The organism is Pseudomonas sp. G(2018), assembly GCF_005502415.1.
Taxonomy (GTDB): Bacteria; Pseudomonadota; Gammaproteobacteria; order Pseudomonadales; family Pseudomonadaceae; genus Aquipseudomonas.
In genome coordinates this window covers 37201-60586 of the sequence record NZ_SCOO01000005.1, presented here as the reverse complement: position 1 = coordinate 60586, position 23386 = coordinate 37201, and the positions used below count along the sequence as shown (strand labels likewise).

The 23386-nt window shown below is 60.3% G+C and carries 20 protein-coding genes and 1 pseudogene; 15 read left to right on the top strand and 6 right to left on the bottom strand.

What is annotated here, in order from left to right; genetic code table 11:
• Positions 1–10: 10 nt before the first annotated feature.
• The 4 genes from FFS64_RS06750 to FFS64_RS06735 all read left to right on the top strand — a co-directional run bounded on the left by FFS64_RS06750 (position 11) and on the right by FFS64_RS06735 (position 3261).
• On the top strand, positions 11–565 hold the full coding sequence (locus FFS64_RS06750) for a hypothetical protein (RefSeq protein ID WP_137804712.1): 555 nt from the start codon (positions 11–13) through the stop codon (positions 563–565).
• A gap of 33 nt (positions 566–598) precedes the next feature.
• Positions 599–1876 (top strand): flavohemoglobin expression-modulating QEGLA motif protein, encoded by a 1278-nt coding sequence (locus tag FFS64_RS06745; protein ID WP_137804711.1) that lies wholly within the window; start codon positions 599–601, stop codon positions 1874–1876.
• 144 nt (positions 1877–2020) lie between these two features.
• A complete protein-coding gene (locus tag FFS64_RS06740; protein ID WP_137804710.1) occupies positions 2021–2935 on the top strand; it encodes an alpha/beta hydrolase in 915 nt (304 codons plus the stop codon).
• Positions 2932–3261, top strand: coding sequence for a hypothetical protein (locus FFS64_RS06735; protein WP_137804709.1), 330 nt, complete (start codon positions 2932–2934; stop codon positions 3259–3261). The genes FFS64_RS06740 and FFS64_RS06735 overlap by 4 nt, the downstream gene beginning before the upstream one ends.
• A gap of 148 nt (positions 3262–3409) precedes the next feature.
• Here FFS64_RS06735 and FFS64_RS06725 read toward each other — a convergent pair whose 3' ends face one another.
• Positions 3410–3754, bottom strand: a complete 345-nt coding sequence (locus tag FFS64_RS06725; RefSeq protein WP_137804708.1) for a pilin assembly protein — start codon at positions 3752–3754, stop codon at positions 3410–3412.
• Between the two features lie 213 nt (positions 3755–3967).
• Here FFS64_RS06725 and ppc point away from each other — a divergent pair, with 213 nt between their 5' ends.
• The 7 genes and pseudogenes from ppc (at position 3968) to FFS64_RS06690 (ending at position 10982) form a co-directional block, all read left to right on the top strand.
• Positions 3968–6598 (top strand): phosphoenolpyruvate carboxylase, encoded by a 2631-nt coding sequence (gene ppc / locus FFS64_RS06720; protein WP_137804707.1) that lies wholly within the window; start codon positions 3968–3970, stop codon positions 6596–6598.
• Positions 6599–6886: 288 nt separating this feature from the next.
• A complete protein-coding gene (adk, locus tag FFS64_RS06715; RefSeq protein WP_093214773.1) occupies positions 6887–7534 on the top strand; it encodes an adenylate kinase in 648 nt (215 codons plus the stop codon).
• A 109-nt stretch (positions 7535–7643) separates the two neighbouring features.
• Positions 7644–8318 carry a tRNA (adenosine(37)-N6)-threonylcarbamoyltransferase complex dimerization subunit type 1 TsaB gene (gene tsaB, locus FFS64_RS06710; protein WP_137804706.1) on the top strand — a complete coding sequence of 225 codons (675 nt, stop codon included), beginning with the start codon at positions 7644–7646 and terminating at the stop codon, positions 8316–8318.
• A gap of 233 nt (positions 8319–8551) precedes the next feature.
• Positions 8552–8854, top strand: a complete 303-nt coding sequence (locus FFS64_RS06705; protein WP_137804705.1) for a hypothetical protein — start codon at positions 8552–8554, stop codon at positions 8852–8854.
• Entirely contained in the window at positions 8851–9711 is an 861-nt protein-coding gene (locus FFS64_RS06700) for a DUF72 domain-containing protein (protein ID WP_137804704.1), read from the top strand. The genes FFS64_RS06705 and FFS64_RS06700 overlap by 4 nt, the downstream gene beginning before the upstream one ends.
• Positions 9712–9746: 35 nt before the next feature.
• On the top strand, positions 9747–10568 hold the full coding sequence (locus FFS64_RS06695; protein ID WP_137804703.1) for an oxaloacetate decarboxylase: 822 nt from the start codon (positions 9747–9749) through the stop codon (positions 10566–10568).
• 14 nt (positions 10569–10582) lie between these two features.
• Positions 10583–10982, top strand: a pseudogene (locus FFS64_RS06690) (extensin family protein).
• Positions 10983–10985: 3 nt separating this feature from the next.
• On the opposite strand, the gene FFS64_RS06685 reads toward FFS64_RS06690, so the two are convergent.
• Positions 10986–11606 (bottom strand): energy transducer TonB, encoded by a 621-nt coding sequence (locus FFS64_RS06685; protein WP_137804702.1) that lies wholly within the window; start codon positions 11604–11606, stop codon positions 10986–10988.
• A gap of 93 nt (positions 11607–11699) precedes the next feature.
• On the opposite strand from FFS64_RS06685, the gene FFS64_RS06680 reads away from it, so the two are divergent.
• Positions 11700–12482, top strand: a complete 783-nt coding sequence (locus FFS64_RS06680) for a class I SAM-dependent methyltransferase (RefSeq protein WP_137804701.1) — start codon at positions 11700–11702, stop codon at positions 12480–12482.
• Positions 12483–12620: 138 nt separating this feature from the next.
• Here the strand turns inward: FFS64_RS06680 and FFS64_RS06675 are convergent, their stop codons facing one another.
• Positions 12621–13259, bottom strand: coding sequence for a TetR/AcrR family transcriptional regulator (locus tag FFS64_RS06675; RefSeq protein ID WP_137804700.1), 639 nt, complete (start codon positions 13257–13259; stop codon positions 12621–12623).
• Positions 13260–13352: 93 nt separating this feature from the next.
• On the opposite strand from FFS64_RS06675, the gene FFS64_RS06670 reads away from it, so the two are divergent.
• The 3 genes from FFS64_RS06670 to FFS64_RS06660 all read left to right on the top strand — a co-directional run bounded on the left by FFS64_RS06670 (position 13353) and on the right by FFS64_RS06660 (position 19549).
• Entirely contained in the window at positions 13353–14453 is a 1101-nt protein-coding gene (locus FFS64_RS06670) for an efflux RND transporter periplasmic adaptor subunit (RefSeq protein ID WP_137804699.1), read from the top strand.
• A gap of 6 nt (positions 14454–14459) precedes the next feature.
• Entirely contained in the window at positions 14460–17525 is a 3066-nt protein-coding gene (locus FFS64_RS06665) for an efflux RND transporter permease subunit (RefSeq protein WP_137804698.1), read from the top strand.
• Positions 17526–18202: 677 nt separating this feature from the next.
• A complete protein-coding gene (locus tag FFS64_RS06660; RefSeq protein WP_137804697.1) occupies positions 18203–19549 on the top strand; it encodes a Fic family protein in 1347 nt (448 codons plus the stop codon).
• 49 nt (positions 19550–19598) lie between these two features.
• Here the strand turns inward: FFS64_RS06660 and FFS64_RS06655 are convergent, their stop codons facing one another.
• From FFS64_RS06655 to plsB, 3 genes are read right to left on the bottom strand one after another with little or no spacing between them, the layout of a single operon-like run.
• Positions 19599–20288: a DUF4197 domain-containing protein gene (locus FFS64_RS06655; RefSeq protein ID WP_137804696.1), complete on the bottom strand. Its 690-nt coding sequence runs from the start codon at positions 20286–20288 to the stop codon at positions 19599–19601.
• A 25-nt stretch (positions 20289–20313) separates the two neighbouring features.
• A complete protein-coding gene (locus tag FFS64_RS06650; RefSeq protein WP_137804695.1) occupies positions 20314–20712 on the bottom strand; it encodes a YbaY family lipoprotein in 399 nt (132 codons plus the stop codon).
• A 53-nt stretch (positions 20713–20765) separates the two neighbouring features.
• Positions 20766–23267, bottom strand: a complete 2502-nt coding sequence (gene plsB / locus FFS64_RS06645) for a glycerol-3-phosphate 1-O-acyltransferase PlsB (RefSeq protein ID WP_137804694.1) — start codon at positions 23265–23267, stop codon at positions 20766–20768.
• Positions 23268–23386 lie beyond the last annotated feature (119 nt).

Here is a 23386-nt window from a genome sequence, read left to right as displayed (position 1 = left end):
GGAGTGTTGAATGAAAGCCTGGCGTGTCGTAGTGATCGCCTTGTCGTGCCTGCTGCTCAGTGGCTGCCTGGTGACTTTCAAGGATCCGCTGCCCACGAGCGAGCCGGCGCCCAAAGGGTTGCTCGGCAAATGGACCAGCACCAACGCCTGGGGCGAACCGCTCAACCTGGAACTGACCCGCGTCGGCGTCAATCGCTATCAGGCGGTCAGCTACTTCCGGGCCAAACCCAGGGAACGCGAAGCCTATCCCTTCACGGTGTCACGCCATGGCAGCCGCTGGTATCTGTCGGCGAAGGTGCCGGCGCAGTTTGGCGGGCATTACACCATTGCCGGGTTTGAACTCACCGACAAGCATGAACTGGTGGTGTACAACCTCGACCTCGACCAGATCAAGCAGGCCCTCGGGCAAGAAGCGCTCAGTGGCGAAGGATTTCAGACCGACGACGGCGACGGCGTGTTGATCGACAGCCACATGGATCACGTCTCCGCTTACCTCGACGATCCGGCCAATTCCGATGTGTTCGTCGAAGCGGTACGCTATCAGCGCCAGGCCAAGTCCAAATAATCCAGCACATTAAGGTTTCAACAGGAGTTTCGGGTGGACGATTACCAGCAGTCGATACGCATTTTGTCCGATCGCATTGTGCTGGCGCAGACGCCGATCCGCGTCCTCGATGCGGTCAAGTGGGACGACAATATCCGCAAGGGCTTCCTCAAGGCCAAGGGCAAGGAAATGCCGAAGGTGGACCGCGACTATTACCTCCACCGGCCACTGTCGTTCGACTCCAGCAAAGTGAAGCTCGAATTCCAGAACATCGAGCGCGACATCACCCGCCAGCTCGGCCAGTTCAACCCGGTCGGCCAGATCATGCGTCGCATGTGCAAGGAATACCGGATGGTGGTGCGCATGCTCGAAGCGCGCGGCACCGAGGATTTCGGCCTGATTTCCCAGGAATTGTATGGCGCCGCCTCCGACGCGTTCCACGCCGGTGACCCGACGCTGTCCGACCTGGGCCTGATGCTGTCCGATTACCTGAACAACATCGACGGTCGCGGCGACCTCAAGGATGAACCGAAAATCCTCACCGCCAAGGATGCCGTCAGCATGCTGCAACACCGGTTGAGCAAGGTGTTCGGCGAGGCCGAGGAAACCATTCGGGTGTTCGAGTCCGACGGGATCGTTGCCGATGCGGCGGCCGGTGCCGACTACATCAAGATCCGAACCGATGCGATGTTCAACGAGCGTGACGTGCGCGCCCTGGAAGTCCATGAAGGGCTGGTGCACGTCGGCACTACGCTTAACGGTCTGAACCAGCCGATCTGCACCTTCCTGTCCAAGGGGCCGCCCTCGTCGACGGTGACCCAGGAAGGCCTGGCGATCCTGATGGAAATCATCACCTTCGCCTCTTACCCCAGTCGCCTGCGCAAGCTGACCAACCGCACCCGCGCCATCCACATGGTGGAGGAGGGGGCCGACTTCCTGCAGGTGTTCGAGTTCTTCCGCGAACAGGGTTTCGAAATGCCCGAGAGCTACAGCAACACCAGTCGCGTCTTCCGCGGTTCGGTGCCGACAGGTCTGCCATTTACCAAAGACTTGTCCTACCTCAAGGGCTTTATCATGATTTACAACTACATTCAGTTGGCCGTGCGCAAAGGCAAGCTGGAGCAGATACCGCTGCTGTTTTGCGGCAAGACCACCCTGGAAGACATGCGTACCTTGCGCCAGTTGGTGGACGAAGGCCTGGTGGTGCCACCCAAGTATTTGCCGGAACAGTTCCGCGACATGAACGCGCTGTCGGCGTGGATGTGCTTCTCCAACTTCCTCAACCACCTGAGCCTGGATCGGATCGAGGCGGATTACTCCAACATTTTGTGAGCAACAAATCCTCCTGTGGGAGCGGGCTTGCCCGCGATGGCGGCTTAACATTCAGCATCCATGTTGCCTGTGACATCGCTATCGCGAGCAAGCCCGCTCCCACATTGGGTCGCATTCCAACCACACTTTACGAGGTTTCAACGGATGAGAATCCTCGGCATCCTCTGCATTCTCCTGACCCTGAACGGTTGCAGCTCGCTGCTGTTCTACCCCGAACCCGGCCAGCTGTTCACTCCGGAAAAAGCCAAACTCGAATACCGCGACGTCACCTTGACCACCGCCGACGGCGTCAGGCTTCATGGCTGGTGGTTGCCTGCGAAAAAAGGCGTCGAGGTCAAGGGCACGGTGCTGCACCTGCACGGCAACGGTGGCAACTTGCCGATGCATCTGGGCGGGAGCTGGTGGCTGCCCAAGCAGGGCTATCAAGTGTTGCTGGTGGATTATCGCGGTTACGGCTTGTCCGAAGGCGAACCGAGCCTGCCGGCGATTTATCAGGACATCGACGCCGCGTTCAAATGGCTCGACCAGGCGCCCGAGGTCAAGGGCAGGCCGCTGATCCTGCTCGGCCAGAGCCTTGGCGGTTCGATGGCCGTTCACTATCTGGTCCAACATCCGCAACGGCAGAAACAACTCAAGGCGGTTGTACTCGACGGCGTGCCCGCCAGTTACCGCAGCGTCGGTCGCTATGCGCTGAGCAACTCCTGGGTGTTCTGGGCATTTCAGGTGCCCCTGTCATGGCTGGTGCCGGACGGCGACAGCGCCATCAACTCCATGGCCCGGCTCAACGGCGTGCCGAAACTGATCTACCACAGCATCGACGATCCGATCGTGCCTCTTTCCAACGGCATCCGTCTGTATCAAGCTGCGCCGCCGCCGCGCGTGCTGCAACTGACCCGAGGCGGTCATGTGCAGACGTTTGCCGACCCGGTCTGGCGCAAAGTCATGCTGCGCTATCTCGAAGACCCGCAGCATTTCGACGGCCTGCGCCGCCTGGGTGAAATCCCCAATTATCCGGCATCCAAAAATTCTGAAGACGAACCACCAGAGAGCCCGCAATGAGTGAAGAACGTAACGCCATCCCGCTGATCATCACCGGTATCTGCAGCATCCTCGGCACCGTCGGTGCCCTGTGGTGGTACGGCTACCTGCACTTCGCCAAGCCCGAGGATGCGTTGCTGCTCAACGAATTCACCATGCTCAAGACCGTACCGGGCGAAGACTACAAAGTCTCCCTGGAACCGGCGGCGCAAGTGGCGCAATGCATTGATGGCGTGCTGGTGTTGTTTGATACCGAACAGAAAGGACTGACTGGCGTGCTGATCAACGACCGCAAAAAAGCTGTGCGTTGCATGGGGCAGGAAACCCCGCAAAAACTGCAGCCATAATTGCAGTTGCCAGGCACCATAGATCCAATGTGGGAGCGAGCCTGCTCGCGAAAGCGGTGTAACAGTCAACGTTGATGTTGAGTGTTCAATCGCGTTCGCGAGCAGGCTCGCTCCCACAGAGGATCACAGGGGGTTACATGAGAGAAAATCAGTGTTTCCGCTTGTCGTGACCGGCCGACAAATCGTGCAGATGACGACGGGACAAGGCGAGAAAGCGCGGGGTCGGGCCGATGTCTTCGTACAGTGGATCGCCTTCTTCGTCAGTGGCTACCACCGTCGTTCCCTTTACATACGGAAAGCTCTTTTCCAGTTCTTCGAGGGCGGCGCCAATCAGTTCGCCGAGCAGTTCTTCGGGTTGCCGTTTAGGGTACATCTCAATGATCGCCGCCAGCCTGGCAGCCGCTTCAACATCCAGGTGAATCGAGTAGCCGGTGTCGGTCAGGCGACCCTTGGCGTTTTCTTCCCAATGATGGGCAAGCTCGCGAATTTTCATAATGACCTCATGACGCGCCTGCTCATGGCAGGCCGGAAATATCCGGCATTGGCCGGCGAAAGCCGTTGTGCGGCCTACTGTTCAGACTAGCTTCTGCCTTGGCGCTTTAAAGACCCTTCGTCGTCTGGGTTGTAAGAAGCGGCCTGGAGCGGCACTCTCTAGTTCAAGAGCATGAGTTTCTTGGCCGCCCGGATTTTTGCTGGAGAACTGCTGATGACCGATATTGATGCACGCTTGCGCGAGGACGTTCACCTGTTGGGTGAGCTGTTGGGCAACACCATTCGTGAACAGTACGGGGACGATTTCCTCGACAAGATCGAGCAGATCCGCAAGGGCGCCAAGGCTGACCGGCGCGGCTCCATGGACGCCGAACTGAGCGCGAGCCTCAACCAGTTGACTGAAGACGAATTGCTGCCGGTGGCCCGGGCGTTCAACCAGTTTCTCAACCTGGCCAACATCGCCGAGCAGTACCAGTTGATTCACCGCCGGGAAGAGTCCCAAGGCGCGCCGTTCGAAGCGCGGGTGCTGCCGGAACTGCTCGCCCGTCTGCGCAACGAAGGTCATGGCGCCGAGTCCCTGGCGCGGCAACTGGGGCGGCTGGAGATCGAGCTTGTTCTCACGGCTCACCCGACCGAAGTTGCCCGTCGCACGCTGATCCAGAAATACGACGCCATCGCCGCGCAACTGGCGGCTCAGGACCACCGCGACCTGACTACTGCCGAGCGCGAGCAGATCAAATCGACGCTTCAGCGCCTGATCGCCGAAGCCTGGCACACCGAAGAAATCCGCCGCACCCGCCCGACACCCGTCGACGAAGCCAAATGGGGCTTTGCGGTGATCGAACACTCGCTGTGGCAAGCCATCCCCAATTACCTGCGCAAGGCCGACCAGGCCTTGCACGCCGCCACCGGCCTGCGCTTGCCGCTGGAAGCCGCGCCGATTCGCTTTGCCTCATGGATGGGCGGCGATCGCGACGGCAATCCCAACGTCACCGCTTCCGTCACCCGTGAAGTGCTGTTGTTGGCGCGCTGGATGGCTGCCGATTTGTACCTGCGCGATGTCGATCACCTCGCGGCTGATTTGTCGATGCAGCAGGCCAGTGAAGCGCTCAAGGCCAAGGCCGGCGACAGTGCGGAACCCTATCGTGCAGTACTCAAACAACTGCGCGAGCGCCTGCGCGCCACGCGCAACTGGGCGCACACCGCGTTGACGACACCGACGCCAGCCACCGCCGACGTACTGCAGGACAACCGTGACCTGCTCGATCCGCTGGAACTGTGCTACCACTCGCTGCATGAGTGCGGCATGGGCGTGATTGCCGATGGTCCGTTGCTCGATTGCCTGCGCCGGGCAGTGACGTTTGGCCTGTTCCTGGTGCGTCTCGATGTGCGTCAGGACTCGTCGCGCCATAGCGCAGCGATGACTGAAATCACCGATTACCTTGGCCTTGGTCGTTATGAAGACTGGAGTGAAGATGAACGCATCGATTTCCTGACGAGCGAACTGAACAACCGTCGGCCGCTGCTGCCGGCCCACTACAAGCCGTCGGCCGACACTGCCGAAGTCTTGGCCACCTGCCGGGAAATCGCTGCCGCACCGGGGGCGTCCCTCGGTTCGTATGTGATCTCCATGGCCGGTGCTGCTTCCGATGTGCTGGCGGTGCAGTTGCTGCTCAAAGAGTCGGGTGTGTTGCGGCCGATGCGTGTGGTGCCGTTGTTCGAAACCCTCGCCGACCTCGACAACGCGGGACCTGTGATCGAAAAACTGTTGCTGTTGCCGGGCTATCGCTCGCGCCTGCAAGGGCCACAGGAAGTGATGATCGGTTACTCCGACTCGGCCAAGGACGCCGGCACCACGGCGGCGGCCTGGGCGCAGTATCGGGCGCAGGAGCGTCTGGTGGACATCTGCCGTGAGCAGCAGGTGGAACTGCTGTTGTTCCACGGTCGCGGCGGCACCGTGGGCCGTGGTGGCGGCCCGGCGCACGCGGCGATTCTGTCGCAGCCACCCGGTTCGGTGGCGGGGCGTTTCCGTACCACCGAGCAGGGGGAAATGATTCGATTCAAATTCGGCCTGCCGGACATCGCCGAGCAAAACCTCAATCTGTATTTGGCCGCCGTACTCGAAGCAACCCTGCTGCCACCGCCGCTGCCCACGCCCGAGTGGCGGCATCTGATGGACGAATTGGCCGCCGATGGTGTCCGTGCTTATCGCGCCGTGGTGCGGGAAAATCCGCAGTTCGTCGAGTACTTCCGTCAGTCGACCCCGGAACAGGAACTCGGGCGCCTGCCGCTGGGCAGCCGTCCGGCCAAGCGTCGCGCCGGCGGCATCGAAAGCCTGCGGGCGATCCCGTGGATCTTCGGCTGGACCCAAACCCGCTTGATGCTGCCGGCCTGGCTCGGCTGGGAAGCAGCCTTGAGCAAGGCGCTGGAACGCGGCGAGGGTGAGTTGCTCGGGCAGATGCGCGAGCAATGGCCATTTTTCCGCACGCGCATCGATATGCTGGAAATGGTGCTGGCCAAGGCCGATGCGGATATCGCCCGGTCCTACGATGAGCGTCTGGTCGAGCCGGACTTGCTGCCTTTGGGTGCGCACTTACGCGACCTATTGTCGCAGGCGTGCTCGATCGTCCTGGGGATGACCGGTCAGTCGCAGCTACTGGCACATAGCCCAGATACCCTGGAATTCATCCGCTTGCGCAACACCTACCTCGACCCTCTTCATCTATTACAGGCCGAGTTGCTGGCCCGTTCGCGGCAACAGGATGAAGCGCAGGGCAGCCCGGTGGAGCAGGCGCTGCTGGTGTCTGTAGCGGGGATTGCCGCCGGTTTGCGAAATACCGGCTAAGGTTTTTGCCGTGGGGGCAGGCGTGCGATGCGTACCTCGGACGCCGATGACCGGCCGTTATAAAAGTACGGCCAGGCGACAGTTAATGATGGGGTTGCGACTTGGGGAACCGCGCCGAACGGTCACCGGAAGGGGCGGTTTCTCCGACTTTTGGCGGCTTGTGTGGGCGCAGCCTGCTGTGTATCTTGATCAGCCTTTGGCCGTTTGGGCGGCCACGACCCTATTTTTTGAGATTGGCCCCACGAGGCGAATCCGACGTTATCCATATAAAAATTGAGGAGCACATCGATGCGCGTCATTCTGCTGGGAGCTCCCGGGGCCGGTAAAGGTACTCAGGCTAAGTTCATCACTGAAAAATTCGGCATTCCGCAAATCTCCACTGGCGACATGCTGCGTGCGGCGGTCAAGGCCGGCACCGAGCTGGGCATCAAGGCCAAGAGCATCATGGATGCCGGCGGCCTGGTCTCCGATGACCTGATCATCGCCCTGGTCAAGGACCGCATCGCCCAGTCCGACTGCGCCAACGGTTTTCTGTTCGACGGTTTCCCGCGCACCATTCCTCAGGCTGAAGCCCTGGTGACGGCCGGCGTGGAGCTGGATGCAGTGGTCGAGATCGCTGTGGAAGACGAAGAAATCGTGCAACGCATCGCCGGTCGCCGTGTCCACGAGGCCAGCGGCCGCGTGTACCACATCGTCTACAACCCGCCGAAAATCGCTGGCAAAGACGACATCACCGGTGAAGAACTGGTGCAGCGCAAGGACGACACCGAAGAAACCGTGCGTCATCGCCTGTCGGTCTACCACTCGCAGACCAAGCCGCTGGTGGATTTCTACCAGAAGTTGTCGGCTGCCAACGGCAAACCGAAGTACAGCCACATCGAAGGTGTCGGTTCGGTTGAAGCGATCACCGCCAAGGTGCTTGCAGCCCTGAGCTGAAAAACCTGATTCGCTGCACCATCCACGGCCCGCTTGCGGGCCGTAGTTGTTTATACTGACGCACTTTTTTCTGATCCCTCTTTTTCCCACCCATCTTACGGAAACATCGATGAGTACCTTGCTGGCCCTGGACACCGCGACTGAAGCTTGCTCCGTTGCCTTGCTGCATGACGGCAAAGTGACGAGCCATTACGAGGTGATCCCGCGCCTGCATGCGCAGAAGTTGCTGCCGATGATCCAGCAATTGCTGGCCGACGCCGGGACCACGCTGCAAGCAGTCGACGCCATTGCGTTCGGTCGCGGGCCGGGTGCATTCACTGGTGTGCGCATCGCCATCGGCGTAGTGCAGGGATTGGCGTTTGCCCTGGATCGTCCGGTGTTGCCGGTGTCGAACCTCGCTGTTTTGGCCCAGCGCGCTTATCGCGAACACGGTGCCAGCCAGGTGGCGGCCGCCATTGATGCGCGCATGGACGAGGTGTATTGGGGGTGTTACCGCGAGACCGCGGGGGAGATGCGGCTGGTCGGCCACGAAGCGGTGCTGCCGCCGGAAGTGGCCGCATTACCAGCCGACGCCAGCGGCGAATGGTTCGGCGCGGGCACCGGTTGGGGCTATGGCGAACGCATCGCCGTCAGCTTGAGCGGTCAAGACGCGGGCATGCTGCCCCACGCCGAAGACCTGCTGACCCTGGCGCGGTTTGCCTGGGAGCGCGGTGAGGCGATCGTCGCCGATGAGGCGCAGCCGGTTTATCTGCGCGATAAAGTGGCGACGCCCAAAGCACGTTAGTTTTTCAGAATTGAGTTGGTTCAATCGCGGGCAAGCCCGCTCCCACAGGGTTATCGGTGATCCTGTGGGAGCGGGCTTGCCCGCGATAGCTATTTAAAGGCAAACACCAATCGTCGTTTTCCAACCTCGGGTTTTAAACCTTTTGTCTTTTATGTGTTCTAGTTATCACTCGGCGGTTTGCGAAGTGGGTTGTGCGCCACTAAACTGCCATCACTGATACCGAGCATGCAATTATGCGTATAGACGGCATTTCCTCTCAGTCCTACCCCATCAAACGCAAGCCGCGCAAAGGCCACGTGGTGGAAGATGAGTCCGTCGATATTGAAGGCGAGCTGGAATTTCCCTCGGAAGAACAACTGGCCGCCCGCGCCAAAGCGTCCGCGCAACGCCTGAGCAATCTGCCCGCCCGTCAGCAAGACATGCTTTACCACCGAGCCATGAGCAAAAGCGTGGCGATGGCCTTGGCCAGCTATCTCAGCACCGCCGGTTTCGTTGACTGGGATGCGGAAGTCATGGGTCTCGACCTGTACATCTGATGCTGCCTTACTACCTCGGCTGTCCGTCCTGGAGTGAAAACGCCTGGCGCGACTACCTGTATCCGCCAGACGCCAAACCCGCCGAGTTTCTCGATCTCTATTCACAAGTATTCAACGCCGTGGAAGGCAACACAACCTTCTACGCGAGCCCGGCTGCCAGCACCGTGCAGCGCTGGGCCGACACCATGCCCGAGTACTTTCGCTTCACCGCCAAATTTCCCGGCGACATCAGCCACGGCGGTGACCTGCGTGAACAGCTGACGGCTGCCGAAACCTTCACCCAGTTACTCAGGCCGTTGGGTGAACGGGTCTCGCCGCTGTGGTTGCAGCTGTCGAAAAGTTTTACCCCGCAACGCTTGCCCGAACTGGCCGGTTTTATCGATGCCTTGCAGCGACCCTTGGCGGTGGAAGTGCGGCATGACGATTTCTTCGCCAAGGGCGACAGCGAGCGGATGCTCAATCGCCTGCTGCTGGATCGCGGCGTCGAGCGTATTTGCCTCGATCCGCGCGCATTGTTCAGCTGCACCTCGACCGATCCTTCGGTACTGCACGCCCAATCGAAAAAGCCCAGGGTCCCACCACGCCCGGCGGCGTTTACCCAGTTCCCGCAAGTGCGCTTCATCGGCCACCCACAGCTGGAAGCCAACGATCCGTTTCTGCTGCCGTGGGTGGAGAAAATCGCCCTGTGGATTGAAGAGGGGCGAACGCCCTATATCTTCCTGCACACCGCCGACAACGTGCTGGCGGCGAAGCTGGCGCAACGTTTCCACGCCCGGTTGATGCTGCGTTTGCCTGGCTTGCCGGGGCTGCCTGAGCTATACAGAGAACCCGCCGCCGAGCAACTTGGCCTGCTCTGAAGGCGGATTCGTTCGTCTTTTTCAGGAGCCTGCCAATGGATGCGCAAACCCTTCGAGCCCATGCGTTCAAAGCGTTGCACGAACGTGATGGTGTTTTTGTGATCCCCAACCCCTGGGATGCCGGCTCGGCAAAAATGCTCGCCAGCCTGGGTTTCGAGGCGTTGGCGACCACCAGCGCCGGTTACGCTTTTTCCCAGGGCCGCCCCGATGGCGGGTTGACCCTGGACGACACCTTGGCCAACGTCCGGGCGATTGTCGCCGCCAGCGACCTGCCGGTCGCGGTCGATCTGGAAAACGGGTTTGCCGATGATCCTGCCGAGTGCGCCAAAAGCATTCTGCTGGCCGCCGAAGCGGGTGCCGTCGGCGGCTCCATCGAGGATTTCACTGGCCGTGAGGACACCCCGATCTATTGCTTCGAGCATGCCGTGGCGCGCATCGAGGCCGCCGTCGCTGCCACCCGCAGCTTGCCTTTCCCTTTCACACTGACGGCCCGGGCCGAGAATTTTCTGCATGGCAATCCGGATCTCGATGACACGATCCGCCGCTTGCAGGCCTTTGCTGAAGCCGGTGCGGATGTGTTGTATGCACCGGGTTTGCGCAGCGCTGAAGAGGTACTGACCGTGGTCCGCGCCGTGGCGCCGAAACCGGTCAATGTGCTGATGTCCGGCGGCTTGAAGCTGACGGTGCAGGAGCTTGGCGAAATGGGCGTTAAGCGCATCAGTGTCGGCTCGGCGCTGGTATTGGCGGCGCTGGGCGAGTTCTACCGCGCTGCCGAAGAGGTCCAGAAATCGGGCACGTTCGGGTTCACGTCGCGGTCCATGCCCTATGCGCAGGCCAATCAATTGTTCAAAGGCTGACAATGCGGTTGCGGTTGCGGTTGCGGTGGTGGCTGTTGCTGATGTTGTCGATCATCGCTGCGGCGGGTGGAAGCGTCTGGCGGGGTTGGCTGTCGCCGCCGCCGCAGTGGAATCCCTGGGCGCCGCTGGATGTGAAGGCGCTTTGCCTGTCGCAATGTCTATGGTCGTGAGAATGGCCGGCTCAGCCAGCATGCGTCGGCCAATGCGCTGGACATCGCCGGTTTTCGTCTGGCCGACGGTCGAGCCATCAGCGTACTCAAGGATTGGCCCAAGGAAAATCAGGACGCGCAGTTTCTAAGGCGGGTCCGCGATGGCACCTGCGGTTTGTTCAGCGTGGTGTTGAGCCCGGATTACAACGCCGCCCATCGCAATCACTTTCATCTGGACGTCGGACCGTGGTGGCGTTGTCGCTGAGGATCAGGCCGCCAGGCGCAGGTTCTGCAGGATGATCGGGCGTGCCCAGCCGTTATCGAAATCGAGTTGTTTCTGTTGTTCCACCAATTCTTCAGGCGAGAACGGCGGGAAGGGCTTGTCCAGCAGGTCGAGTTCGAACTCGGCGATCGGCAAGTGCAGCGGACGCGGTTGCGGTGCCGGGCCAGCTTCCGGCAAAGGCTGGCCAGCGGTCAGTACAATCGGACGCACCCAGCCGCTTTCGAAGTCCTGCTGTTTCTGCTGGGCGACGATTTCTTCCGGCGGGAACGGTGGGAACGGCTTGTCGGCCAAGTCCATTTCAAATTCGGCAATCGGCAGGAACAGCGGCTCGGGCGGATGAATTTCAGTGTCTTTCACGTCGCATTCGCGCTGGGAAATGATGTGTGCCAGCAGATCGCTGCCGACAGTGGGTTCGACCGGACTTTCGAGATCCACCGCTGGAAAATTCAGCGATTGCGGCAGCACTTCACCCGACTGTTCGGCCAGCGCCCGGGCAAAGAAATCCTGCCAGATGTGGCTGACGCCGCTCAGTGCCTGGGTGTTCCGCAGGTTGTAGTCGCCGTAGGGCGAGATAAAACCTGTGAATGTGGGTTGAATGTCTGACATTTCTCTCGGTCGACGCTCAGCTCTGGCAAAATGCTCGATAGTTTTGTTATCGGCAGTTTTTGCCGATCATTAATTTTTTGAGCGTGTTTTCCCATGATTGAGCAACCGGCGGCGTGCCGCATCCATGTCGAAGCCTTGGCCGCGACCTTTCAGCCACAGGCCGAGCACTGGGCCGAGCGCCTGGGCCTGCCGCTGCAGGTGGATGACGGTGAGTTCGCGCTGCAGGTGGGCGACCAGGGCTTGCAGCTGCAACAGCTCGGCCCGGATGCACCGGGGCCGGTGCGTGTGGACTTCGTCGAGGGTGGCGCGGCCCATCGCCGGTTGTACGGCGGTGGTAGCGGGCAGATGATCGCCAAGGCTGTGGGCGTCGCTCAGGGCGTGCGTCCGCGGGTGTTGGATGCCACGGCGGGGCTGGGCAAGGACGCGTTCGTGCTGGCCAGCCTGGGCTGCGAGATGAGCTTGATCGAGCGTCAGCCGTTGATCGGGGCGTTGCTCGAAGATGGTTTGGCCCGTGGCGCGGAAGATTTCGAGGTGGCGCCGATTGTGGCGCGCATGCGCTTGCTCAAGGGCAATTCGATCGAGGTGATGCGCAACTGGGAGGGTGAGCCGCCGCAGGTGATCTACCTCGACCCGATGTTCCCGCACCGTGAGAAAACCGCGCTGGTGAAAAAGGAAATGCGCCTGTTCCGGCCGCTGGTGGGCGATGACCCGGATGCGCCGGCATTGCTTGAAGCTGCACTGGCCTTGGCCACGCACCGGGTCGTGGTCAAACGCCCGCGCAAGGCGCCGTGCATTGAAGGACCCAAGCCGAGTCATGCGCTGGATGGCAAGTCCAGTCGGTATGACATTTATCCGAAGAAAGCGCTCAAGCCCTGAGACCGCGTTGCCTTCATCGCGGGCAAGCCCGCTCCCACAGGTTCCGAGCTGTTCACAAATGTCGAACCCAATACAAGCCCTGTGGGAGCGCGGCTTGCCCGCGATGGCGTCGGCGATGACACTACAAAACTGTCAGGTTTAATCCGGCCTGTAAGCCCGCATAAACAACCCCACAACCTCCCGCACATGGCTCTCCGCCGCTTCCCCCGTCAATGGCTCGCCACAGCCATACAACAATCGGAAATTCGCCGCCCCCTTGAGCAGGCAGAAGAAGTGTTCCGCCGCATTGCGCGGTTTGTCGATACGTAGCACGCCACTCTGATCGACCTTGCTCAGCAACCGCTCCATACCGTGCAGCATGCGCTCCGGGCCGGCTTCGAAGAAGATCAGCGAGAGTTTCGGGTCCTGGCTGCCCAGGGTCATGATCAAGCGGTGCAGGTTCACCGACTCGTCACTGTTGATCAGCAGGTGAAAACCGCGTGCGATGTTCAGCAGCACGGTTTCCACCGCCACGCCGTCCGGCAACTCGAAAAACAGCGTCGGCAGTTGCTCTTCGCACTTGGCCACCACGGCGGCGGAGAACAGCGTCTCCTTGTCGTTGAAATGGCTGTAGACCGTGAGTTTCGACACATTGGCCTGCGTAGCGACAGCATCCATGCTGGTGTTGGCATATCCCTTGGTCAAAAACAGCGTCTTCGCCGCGTCGAGGATCGCCTGGCGCTTGGCCAGATCCTTGGGGCGGCCGGGTCCGCTGGGTGCTGAAAGATTGTTCGGCATATGCGCTTTTATTACTGGACTGGTGAGTTTGCTATTAATAACATACTGGTCAGTATAATTATTCCAAGCACCATTAGCGAAAGGTCCTTCACCATGTTCCGCTATGCCTTGCCCCTCGCGTTGCCAGTCACCCTGGCGTTTTTATTGACGGCGTGTGGTCACGAAGAGGCGCCCCAAACCAGCGTTCGCCCGGCCATGGTGGTTCAGCCAGAGCCCTCGGCCCAGGCGACGGAAAGCTATCCCGGCGAAGTCCGCGCCCGCTATGAGCCAGACCTGGCGTTTCGCATCGGCGGCAAAGTCAGCCGACGACTGGTCGAGGAAGGGCAGCGGGTCAAGGCCGACCAGCCCTTGGCTGAGCTCGATCCGCAAGATGTACGCCTGCAACTGGAAGCCACCCGCGCCCAGGTCGCGGCCGCCGAAGCCAATCTGAATATGGTGCGCGCCGAGCGTGACCGTTACAAAACGCTGATGGAGCGTCAGTTGGTCAGCCGCTCGCAGTACGACAATCATGAAAATCTTTACCGTTCCGGCGAAGCCCGTCTCAAGCAGATCAAAGCCGAATTCAATGTGTCCAGTAACCAGGCCAGTTACGCCGTATTGCGTGCACCGCAGGACGGCGTCGTAGCCAAGCGTGCGGTGGAAGTCGGGCAGGTGGTGGCTGCCGGGCAAACGGTGTTCACCCTGGCAACTGATGGCGAGCGCGAAGTGTTGATCAGCCTGCCGGAGCAGAACTTCGGTCGCTTCAAGGTCGGCCAGCCAGTGTCGGTGGAGTTGTGGACGCAGCCGGATCAGCGCTTCGCCGGGAAAATTCGCGAACTGTCTCCCTCTGCCGATCCGAAGTCCCGCACCTTCGCCGCCCGCATCGCGTTTACCAGTGACAAAGTCCCCGCCGAGCTAGGCCAGAGTGCCCGGGTGTTCGTACAGACCGCCGAGGTGATTGCGCTGTCGGTACCGCTCTCGGCACTGACCGCGGAAAACGGCGTGACCTACGTCTGGGTCGTCAGCGCCAACAACACCCTGAAGAAGACCCCGGTGCGGGTCGGCGCTTTTGGCGAGAAAACCGTTCCGGTGCTTGAAGGCCTCAACGCCAGCGACTGGGTGGTGGCCGCTGGTGTCCATGTGCTTCTCGACGGGCAGCAGGTGCGCCCGGTGGATCGCTCCAACCGCGTGGTCAATCTGGCGGACAAGGAGTAATCCCCGATGGGCTTCAATCTTTCCGAATGGGCGTTGCGTAACCGCCAGATCGTACTGTTCCTGATGCTGTTGCTGGCAATCGTTGGCGCACTGTCCTACACCAAGCTCGGCCAAAGCGAAGACCCGCCGTTTACCTTCAAGGCTATGGTGATCCGCACCAACTGGCCAGGCGCCACGGCGCAGGAAGTTTCGCGCCAGGTCACCGAGCGCATTGAAAAGAAGCTGATGGAAACCGGCGAGTACGAACGCATCGTGTCGTTCTCGCGCCCGGGTGAATCCCAAGTGACGTTCATTGCTCGAGATTCCATGCACTCGGTGGACATCCCGGAACTCTGGTATCAGGTGCGCAAGAAGGTTAGCGACATCCGTCACACCCTGCCGCCGGGTATTCAGGGGCCGTTCTTCAACGATGAATTCGGCACCACCTTCGGCAATATCTACGCCTTGACCGGCGACGGGTTCGACTACGCCGTGCTCAAGGATTACGCCGACCGCATCCAGATCCAGCTGCAACGGGTCAAGGACGTGGGCAAGGTCGACCTGCTCGGCTTGCAGGACGAGAAAGTCTGGATCGAGCTGTCCAACGTCAAACTGGCGACCCTGGGTTTGCCGCTGGCCGCGGTGCAGCAGGCGCTTGAAGAACAGAATGCGGTGTCCACCGCCGGCTTCTTCGAAACCAGCAGCGAGCGATTGCAGCTGCGGGTCTCGGGGAATTTTCAGACCGTCGACGAGATAAAGAACTTTCCGATTCGAGTCGGGGATCGCACCTTCCGTATCTCCGATGTCGCCGACGTGCGTCGTGGTTTCAACGATCCACCGGCGCCGCGCATGCGCTTCATGGCTGAGGACGCTATCGGACTGGCCGTGGCCATGAAGGACGGCGGCGACATTCTCGTCTTGGGCAAAGCCCTGGAAATCGAATTCGCCCGCATCCAGAAAAACCTCCCGGCCGGCATGCAGCTGCGTAAGGTTTCCGATCAACCAGCGGCGGTGAAGACCGGTGTCGGCGAGTTCGTCCGGGTATTGGTGGAGGCCCTGGCGATTGTGCTGCTGGTGAGCTTTTTCTCCCTTGGCGTGCGCACCGGCATGGTGGTCGCCCTGGCGATTCCGCTGGTGTTGGCGATGACCTTCGCCTGCATGTATTACTTAGGGATAGGCCTGCACAAAATTTCCCTCGGCGCGCTGGTGCTGGCGCTGGGCTTGCTGGTGGACGACGCGATCATCGCCGTGGAAATGATGGCGATCAAAATGGAACAGGGCTTCGACCGGGTCAAGGCGGCGAGCTATGCCTGGACCAGCACCGCGTTCCCGATGCTCACCGGTACGCTGATCACCGCGGCCGGGTTCCTGCCGATCGCCACCGCGCAATCCGGTACTGGCGAATACACTCGCTCGATCTTTCAGGTAGTGACCATCGCACTGGTGGCGTCGTGGGTGGCGGCGGTGGTGTTCGTGCCGTATCTCGGGGAAAAACTCCTGCCGGATCTGGCGAAAATTCACGCGGCCAAACACGGTCCTGATCAGCCAGACCCTTATGGCACTCCGTTTTATGAACGGGTCCGGCGACTGGTGGAGTGGTGCGTGCGTCGACGCAAAACCGTGATCGCGGCGACGGTGATTTTGTTCGTCGCCTCTGTGGTCCTGTTCCGTTTTGTGCCGCAGCAATTTTTCCCGGCGTCGGGCCGACTGGAGTTGATGGTCGATCTGAAGCTGGCCGAAGGCGCTTCTCTGAGCAACACCGCCGAGGAGGTCAAGCGCCTCGAAGCGTTGCTCAAGGACAAGGCCGGGATCGACAACTATGTGGCTTATGTCGGTACCGGTTCGCCGCGTTTTTACCTGCCGTTGGATCAGCAACTGCCGGCAGCGAGCTTCGCCCAATTCGTGGTGCTGGCGAAGACCATCGAGGAGCGCGAAACCCTGCGCACCTGGTTGATTACCACGCTCAACGAACAATTCCCGGCTCTGCGCTCGCGGGTCACGCGCCTGGAAAACGGTCCGCCGGTTGGTTATCCAGTGCAGTTCCGGGTGACCGGTGAGCATATCGAGGAAGTCCGCGCGCTGGCGCGCAAAGTCGCGGCCAAGGTTCGAGAGAACCCGCACGTGGCCAACGTCCACCTGGACTGGGAAGAACCGAGCAAGGTCGTTTACCTGAACGTCGATCAGGACCGCGCGCGGGCACTGGGTGTGAGTACGGCGAACCTGTCGAGGTTCTTGCAGAGCTCGCTCACCGGTTCCAGCGTCAGTCAGTATCGCGAAGACAACGAATTGATCGAGATCCTGTTGCGCGGCACCTTGCATGAACGCACCGAGCTGTCGTTGCTGCCGAGTCTGGCGGTACCGACCGACAACGGTCGCAGCGTCGCCCTGTCGCAGATCGCGACCCTGGAATACGGCTTTGAAGAAGGTGTGATCTGGCACCGTAACCGCCTGCCCAACGTGACCGTGCGCGCCGACATCTATGGTAAGGAACAACCGGCGACGCTGGTGCAGCAAATCATGCCGACCCTCGATCCGGTCCGCGCCGAATTGCCAGGCGGCTATTTGCTGGATGTCGGCGGCACCGTGGAAGATTCTGCACGTGGACAGAACTCGGTAAAGGCCGGTGTGCCGCTGTTCATCGTGGTGGTGCTGACATTGCTGATGCTGCAACTGAGAAGTTTCTCACGCACGGTGATGGTGTTTCTGACGGCGCCGTTGGGGTTGATCGGGGTGACGTTGTTCCTGATGGTGTTCCGTCAGCCGTTCGGTTTTGTCGCCATGCTCGGGACCATCGCCTTGTCGGGGATGATCATGCGTAACTCGGTGATTCTGGTGGATCAGATCGAGCAGGACATCGCTGCCGGGCTCAAGCCTTGGCAGGCGATCATCGAGGCCACGGTGCGGCGGTTCAGGCCGATTGTGCTGACGGCACTGGCCGCGGTTCTGGCGATGATTCCGTTGTCGCGCAGTGTGTTTTTCGGGCCGATGGCGGTGGCGATCATGGGTGGTTTGATTGTGGCGACGGCGTTGACGCTGTTGTTTTTGCCGGCGTTGTATGCGGCTTGGTTCAGGGTCAAGAAAGAATCGGCTTGAGTGGCTGGACTTGGCGGCCTTCGGGCCGACCAAGCTCCTGATTGATCGAGTACATATCCGTTTCTGCGGTAACGGCCACTTATGGTTTCGCCCTTACGGCGAGTCACTTTTTTTACAAGCGCCTAAAAAAAGTAACCAAAAAAACGCTCGCCCCGAGCGTCCGGCCCCTCGCTGGGGCTCGGGGTTCCTTCGCTCCGGCATTCATCCGGGGGCATTGCCCTCCGGTTGGCTTCGCTGAACCTACATGCAATGGGTTCGACTGCGTCGAACGGCACTGCGCGCCAATCCCCGGATGAACACCTCTGCTCAGCCTTCCGATGGGGCGGGTGGATCAAGATCAAAAGCTGCAGGCGAGCTGACACTCGGCCTGATGAGTGGTTAAGAGCGGAGCGGGTGTTAGCGATTTGCTCTTGCTTTTGTAGGTGCAAGGCTTGCCCGCAAAGGCGGCCTGACAGCCGACTGATAACTCCTGGTTGTGCACGGTCCTACGGTGGGAGCGAGCCTGCTTGCGAAGACGGCTTGGCGGCTGAGGATGTTTACCGCTCAATCAAACCGAGTCATGGCCATCTAGAGCAAGCTTTACTCCTACAACTATCTCAGAACCGTCCGATATTGAGACTCGGATGTCCGGATGTTGTACTCAAAACTCGGTTTCACGAGTTTTTGAGACAGTGCCAATGAAAAAACCACCCATGTTCAGGGGTAGATCAGCCCCGGTTTTTGATCTACTGATAAAATCGCCGCACAAGGAACGCCTCTCGGACTACCTCGCTCTACTCAAGCCTCTGGACGACCAGGGGCGCTATCAGCCGTTCGATGATTTGCGCTATCGCTGGGCGCCGGGGCTGGATTCGAATCTGTGCTGGGCCTTGGTCAAGAAGGCCCGAACAGCGCAGTACTCCAGCCTGTTGCCATTGGGTGAGCCGATGCGGTGGGGAAACTTCATACTGACGCCCGTGGCACAAAAAGCGATTTCCGCCGTGGACCGGCAAGCCACCACCGCCGCGCTGGAATACATGACCAGCCAGATAGGCGAGCGCGCGCATTTCAGTTATCTGCTTAATGATTTGATCGAAGACGAAGCCATCAGCAGCAGTCAGCTCGAGGGCGCGGCGACTACCACCCGGGTGGCCAAGGACATGCTCAAGCGACATCGCCTGCCGCGTACGCCGGATGAGCGAATGGTGATCGGCAATTACAAGATGATGAACTTCGCTTGGGAAAAACGTTATGAACCGCTGAGTGTCGAGCTGGTCACGGCACTGCATCGTGTTGGCGTATCAGGTATCGATGACGCGCAATATTCGCCGGGGGATTTGCGGGTCAACGATGACGTGGTGGTGCAGGACGGACAGGGCAATACGGTTCATGTGCCGCCTCCTGTTGCCGGGCTCGCCGGGCGTTTGCAGGTGCTGTCGACATGGATCAATCAATCCCACAACGATCCTCATCGGACGGACTATCTGCATCCGCTGATCAAGGGCATTGCGCTGCATTTTGCGTTGGGTTACGAGCACCCTTTTCGCGATGGTAACGGTCGCGTCGCTCGGGCGTTGTTCTACTGGTTCATGTTCAAGAATGATTTCTCGGCGTTTCGCTACATCGCCATCAGCGTTTTACTGCGTAATGCGCCGGTGAAGTACGGGCGCTCTTATCTCAATACCGAAGCGGACGACCTGGACCTGACGTACTTCATCGATTTCCAGTGTTCGGTGGTACTGCGTGCTGTCAGTAGCTTCACCGAGGCGTATAGGAACAGTCTGGTTAATGCCGAGTGCTTTGAACGATGGTTGTCAGAGTCTGGTTTTTTCGACCGACTGACCGAGAAACAACGGGTGATTTATCAGGCGGCCAAGAGTGGGATGGCCAAAGAGTTTACGGCGGTCAATGTGAAGGAGAACCTGGGATGCTCCTACAACACGGCGTCGTCCACGTTGAATGGGTTGGTGGATCTGGAGCTGTTCGAGAAGCGCAAGCTGGGGCGCGAGTGGGTGTTTTTTCTACGACCCGGATCGGCGGCCTGAACCATTGTGGGAGCGAGCAAGCCCGCTCCCACAGGTTTTTTGTTGATGCTTAGAGCGTGCCGAAGACCTTCTTCGCCAAACTGGTCGCCGCCGCTGCCGGGTCCTTGCGAATGGCTTCTTCCTGTTTGCCGATCATTTCGAACAAGCCGTCCAATGCCTGTTCGGTCACGTAGCTTTCGATGTTGGCGTTCTTGGTGTCGATCACGCCCATGGTCGCGGCCTGGCCGGCGAAGGCGTTGTATTGCTTGGCCAGGCCGACCTGGTCGGTGGCCTGCTTGACGATCGGCAGGAACTTGGCGCGGATCTGTTCGCGGCTGGTTTTGTTCAAGTATTGGGTGGCCGAGTCGTTGCCGCCGCTGAGGATGCCCTTGGCATCATCTACCGTCATTTTTTTCACGGCATCGACGAGGATTGGCTGGGCCTGGACGACAGCGGTTTCCGCCGCTTTGTTCATGCTGGTTTCCAGTTGATCGACCTGATCACCCATGCCGAACTGTTTCATCTTGCTGGCGACTTTTCCCAGCTTGCCAGGCAGTTCGATTTTCACGTCCGGGTTGTTGCTGAAACCGCCTGGTGTGCCAAGCTGTTTCACGGCCAGTTGCGCGCCTTGGGTCAGGGCGTCCTTGAGCCCGCCGGTAGCGTCTTTTTGCGACAGGTCGCTGAGCGACAACGCCATCGCGCTGGCGCAGATCATCAAACCTGCGCACAGGCCGGCAAAGCGGAGGGTAGGGCGGAGCATGGCAACTTCCTTTTTCAAAAAAGACTTAGCGGGCCGCGTCGACGCGGACCTTCACAGGCTGTGGGTCGGAGCCGTCCAGGCGCACGGCGTGATTCTCGGTGGTGATGAACAGCAATTTGCCATCGACTTCAATGCGCGCGTTGATCGAATAACGGTGATTGGGCTCTATCTTCTGAGGGTCGTAGCTCAGGTGGAACGGCAGCGGTACCTGGCCTTTGACCGGGCCGCGCTGTTCGTCGATGACCTTGGCCGGGGCATCAGCGAGTGTGATGTCTTGCAGGCTGACGCTGAGGACCGCCGTCGGTGGCAGTGCGATGCGTTGCAGGTAGAAGACTTCGCCATCGAGGCTGGCCTTGGCTGAAGGCTGCATCGACTGGCAGGCTCCCAGCAGTGCGGTCATGGCCAATAGAGAGAGTTTTTTCATCGTGGATCTCCTTCTCATGTGGGAGCGAGCAGGCTCGCTCCCACATGTTTACATCAGTTCGCGGGATGTGTGGCGGGTTGGTCGGCTGCATCTTCACTGCGATGCAACGCCACCTGGCGGATCGATAGGCGAATCTCCGCCGGCAACACCCGTTTCGCCGCGCCCTCGGCCAGTTCGCCGAGCAGCTCGTGGTAGCCCAGCTTGCCGGCCTCGTCGCGCTTGAGTACCTCGAGATCGAGCATAGTCTGGATGAAGTGGCGGAACAGGCTCTTATCGAAGAACTCCGGGGCGTTGAGGCCATGCAGGATCGACAGGCGCTGGGCCATGACCGTGCACAGGTCCTCCAGTTCTTCGGCGCTGATGCTGTTCTGGCCGCTGTTGAGCAGCAGGGAAACGGTCATGTAGAAGCGCTGCAAGGTCTGGGCGATGCTTTTCGACAGCAGCGTCAGCAGCACGAAATGCCGCGAGCTCGGTGCCGGACGCAGGTAAACGTCGTTCTCGAAGCGCAGCAGGCCTTGTTCGACGAACGCCTCCAGCCATTGATCGATCACCCCGTCCAGTTCGTCCAGCGACCAGCGAATGAACAGCTCCGCTTGCAGGTACGGGTACAGCGCGCGGGTGTAGCGCAGGATCTGTTCGCGACTCATGCGCGATGCACTCTGGAAGAAACTCGCCAGTAGCGCCGGCAGCGCGAAGATGTGCAGCACGTTGTTACGGTAGTAGGTCATCAGGACGGCGTTCTGCTCGTCCAGATAGAGAATCTTGCCCAGGGCATCGCTCTGCTCGGACAGCAGATCCATATCCTTCACGTGTTCGATCAGCGCCCGGCCGTCGCCCTCCGGCAGCGTGGTGTGCGGCGAGTACGGGACCTTGCGCAACAGCGCCAGATAGAGGTCGAGTACCCGCGCCATGGCGCGATCGTCCAGCGCCAGGCGGCTGGTGGACAATAGCGCCAGCGCTACGAGGTTGACCGGGTTGATCGCCGCTGCTTCGTTCAGATGTTGCGCGACTTTCTCGCCCAGACGGTTGGTGGTTTCGTTGAGCCAGGCCGGTTTGAACTGCGGACCGAGTTCCTGTTTACGCCAGTCCGGCTGTTCGCTGTCGAGGAATTCCGCCAGTTTGATCGGTTCGCCGAAGTTCACCGCCACCTGGCCGAAACGCTGCTTGAGTGCGCCGATGACTTTGAAGATGTCGAAGATCGATTCCTTCTTCTTGCTTGCCCCACGCAATTCACCCAGATAAGTGCGACCTTCCAGCACGCGCTCATAGCCGATGTACACCGGCACGAACACGATCGGCATGCGCGAGGAACGCAGGAAACTGCGCAGGGTGATCGCCAGCATCCCGGTTTTCGGTTGCAGCATGCGCCCGGTGCGCGAGCGGCCGCCTTCGACGAAGTACTCCACCGGGAAGCCCTTGGTGAACAGGGTGTGCAGGTATTCGTTGAACACCGAGGTGTACAGCGGGTTGCCCTTGAAGGTGCGGCGCATGAAGAACGCGCCGCCACGGCGCAGCAGGCCGCCGATCCCGGGCATGTTCAGGTTGATCCCGGCGGCGATGTGCGGCGGGGTCAGGCCGTTGCGGAACAGTAGATAGGACAGCAGCAGGTAGTCGATGTGGCTGCGGTGGCAGGGCACATAGATCACTTCATAACCCGGGGCGACCTTCTGCACGCCTTCGATGTTGTTGACCTTGATACCGTCGTAGATCTTGTTCCAGAACCAGCTCAGCACCACTTCCATGAAGCGGATCGCGGTGTAGGTGTAGTCCGAGGCGATTTCGTTGCCGTAGCGCAGTGCCTGGGCCTTGGCTTTCTCCGGGGAGATGTTTTCGCGCTCGGCTTCGTCGAGGATCGCCTGCTTGACCAGTGGCTGGTTGACCAGGCCCTTGACCAGATTGCGGCGGTGGGAAATGTCCGGCCCGATCACGGCGGCTTTCAGATTGCGGAAGTGCACCCGAAGGATACGTTGGGCCATGCGCACGGTGCGCTCGTGGCCCTTGTTGTGCTCGATCAGCTCGCGCAGGTGGATAGGCGCGGAGAACTGCACGCGGGTCTTGCGCCCCAGTACGATGACGCTCAGCAAGCGGCGCAGTCGCCCGGTGACCGCCCAACTGTCGGCGAACAGCAGTTTCCACGGACTGTTTTCGCTATCCGGCGACTGGCCCCAGAACACGCTGACCGGAATGATCTGCGCGTCTTCGGCGGCGTTCTGGCTCAGGGCACTGACCAGGCGGGTCAGGGTCGGCGGTGCGCCACGCTTGTCCTGGCGACCGAGCCAGTCCGGGTCTGGCGTCAGGTAGAAGAACGCCGCCGGTTCCAGCAGGTTGCCCACCGATACCGGCAACACCGGGCGTGGCAGGCCGGCCTTGCTGCATTCGGTGTCGACCACGGCGAGGTCGGTCAGCGAAGGGTTTTGCAGGACGTAGAACACCGGACGACTGCGGTCGAGGTTGAGGGTGAACGACGACTGGTTGATCGTCTCCGAGCGAACCCAGAGGTACAACAGTCGGCGCAGGGTACCAAACACAAGACGGCGAAGCGGGGAACGGGTCATACGGCATCTGCATGAGTGAATGAAAAAAACCGAGCGTTTGCTCGGGCGGTCGATAGTGTGCCGGATTCGCCGAAAATCGGCAAAAAAGCGGCAATCAAAGTGCTATTGAGAGATTAAAC

What these genes read in the sequence shown, in the direction of transcription:
- ppc (WP_137804707.1), top strand. Translation starts at nt 3,968, where the DNA reads ATGACCGATATTGATGCACGCTTGCGCGAGGACGTTCACCTGTTGGGT.
- FFS64_RS06665 (WP_137804698.1), top strand. Translation starts at nt 14,460, where the DNA reads ATGGGCTTCAATCTTTCCGAATGGGCGTTGCGTAACCGCCAGATCGTA.
- FFS64_RS06705 (WP_137804705.1), top strand. Translation starts at nt 8,552, where the DNA reads ATGCGTATAGACGGCATTTCCTCTCAGTCCTACCCCATCAAACGCAAG.
- FFS64_RS06680 (WP_137804701.1), top strand. Translation starts at nt 11,700, where the DNA reads ATGATTGAGCAACCGGCGGCGTGCCGCATCCATGTCGAAGCCTTGGCC.
- FFS64_RS06675 (WP_137804700.1), bottom strand. Translation starts at nt 13,259, where the DNA reads ATGCCGAACAATCTTTCAGCACCCAGCGGACCCGGCCGCCCCAAGGAT.
- FFS64_RS06660 (WP_137804697.1), top strand. Translation starts at nt 18,203, where the DNA reads ATGAAAAAACCACCCATGTTCAGGGGTAGATCAGCCCCGGTTTTTGAT.
- adk (WP_093214773.1), top strand. Translation starts at nt 6,887, where the DNA reads ATGCGCGTCATTCTGCTGGGAGCTCCCGGGGCCGGTAAAGGTACTCAG.
- FFS64_RS06750 (WP_137804712.1), top strand. Translation starts at nt 11, where the DNA reads ATGAAAGCCTGGCGTGTCGTAGTGATCGCCTTGTCGTGCCTGCTGCTC.
- FFS64_RS06735 (WP_137804709.1), top strand. Translation starts at nt 2,932, where the DNA reads ATGAGTGAAGAACGTAACGCCATCCCGCTGATCATCACCGGTATCTGC.
- FFS64_RS06655 (WP_137804696.1), bottom strand. Translation starts at nt 20,288, where the DNA reads ATGCTCCGCCCTACCCTCCGCTTTGCCGGCCTGTGCGCAGGTTTGATG.
- FFS64_RS06695 (WP_137804703.1), top strand. Translation starts at nt 9,747, where the DNA reads ATGGATGCGCAAACCCTTCGAGCCCATGCGTTCAAAGCGTTGCACGAA.
- FFS64_RS06740 (WP_137804710.1), top strand. Translation starts at nt 2,021, where the DNA reads ATGAGAATCCTCGGCATCCTCTGCATTCTCCTGACCCTGAACGGTTGC.
- FFS64_RS06685 (WP_137804702.1), bottom strand. Translation starts at nt 11,606, where the DNA reads ATGTCAGACATTCAACCCACATTCACAGGTTTTATCTCGCCCTACGGC.
- FFS64_RS06725 (WP_137804708.1), bottom strand. Translation starts at nt 3,754, where the DNA reads ATGAAAATTCGCGAGCTTGCCCATCATTGGGAAGAAAACGCCAAGGGT.
- FFS64_RS06670 (WP_137804699.1), top strand. Translation starts at nt 13,353, where the DNA reads ATGTTCCGCTATGCCTTGCCCCTCGCGTTGCCAGTCACCCTGGCGTTT.
- plsB (WP_137804694.1), bottom strand. Translation starts at nt 23,267, where the DNA reads ATGACCCGTTCCCCGCTTCGCCGTCTTGTGTTTGGTACCCTGCGCCGA.
- FFS64_RS06650 (WP_137804695.1), bottom strand. Translation starts at nt 20,712, where the DNA reads ATGAAAAAACTCTCTCTATTGGCCATGACCGCACTGCTGGGAGCCTGC.
- tsaB (WP_137804706.1), top strand. Translation starts at nt 7,644, where the DNA reads ATGAGTACCTTGCTGGCCCTGGACACCGCGACTGAAGCTTGCTCCGTT.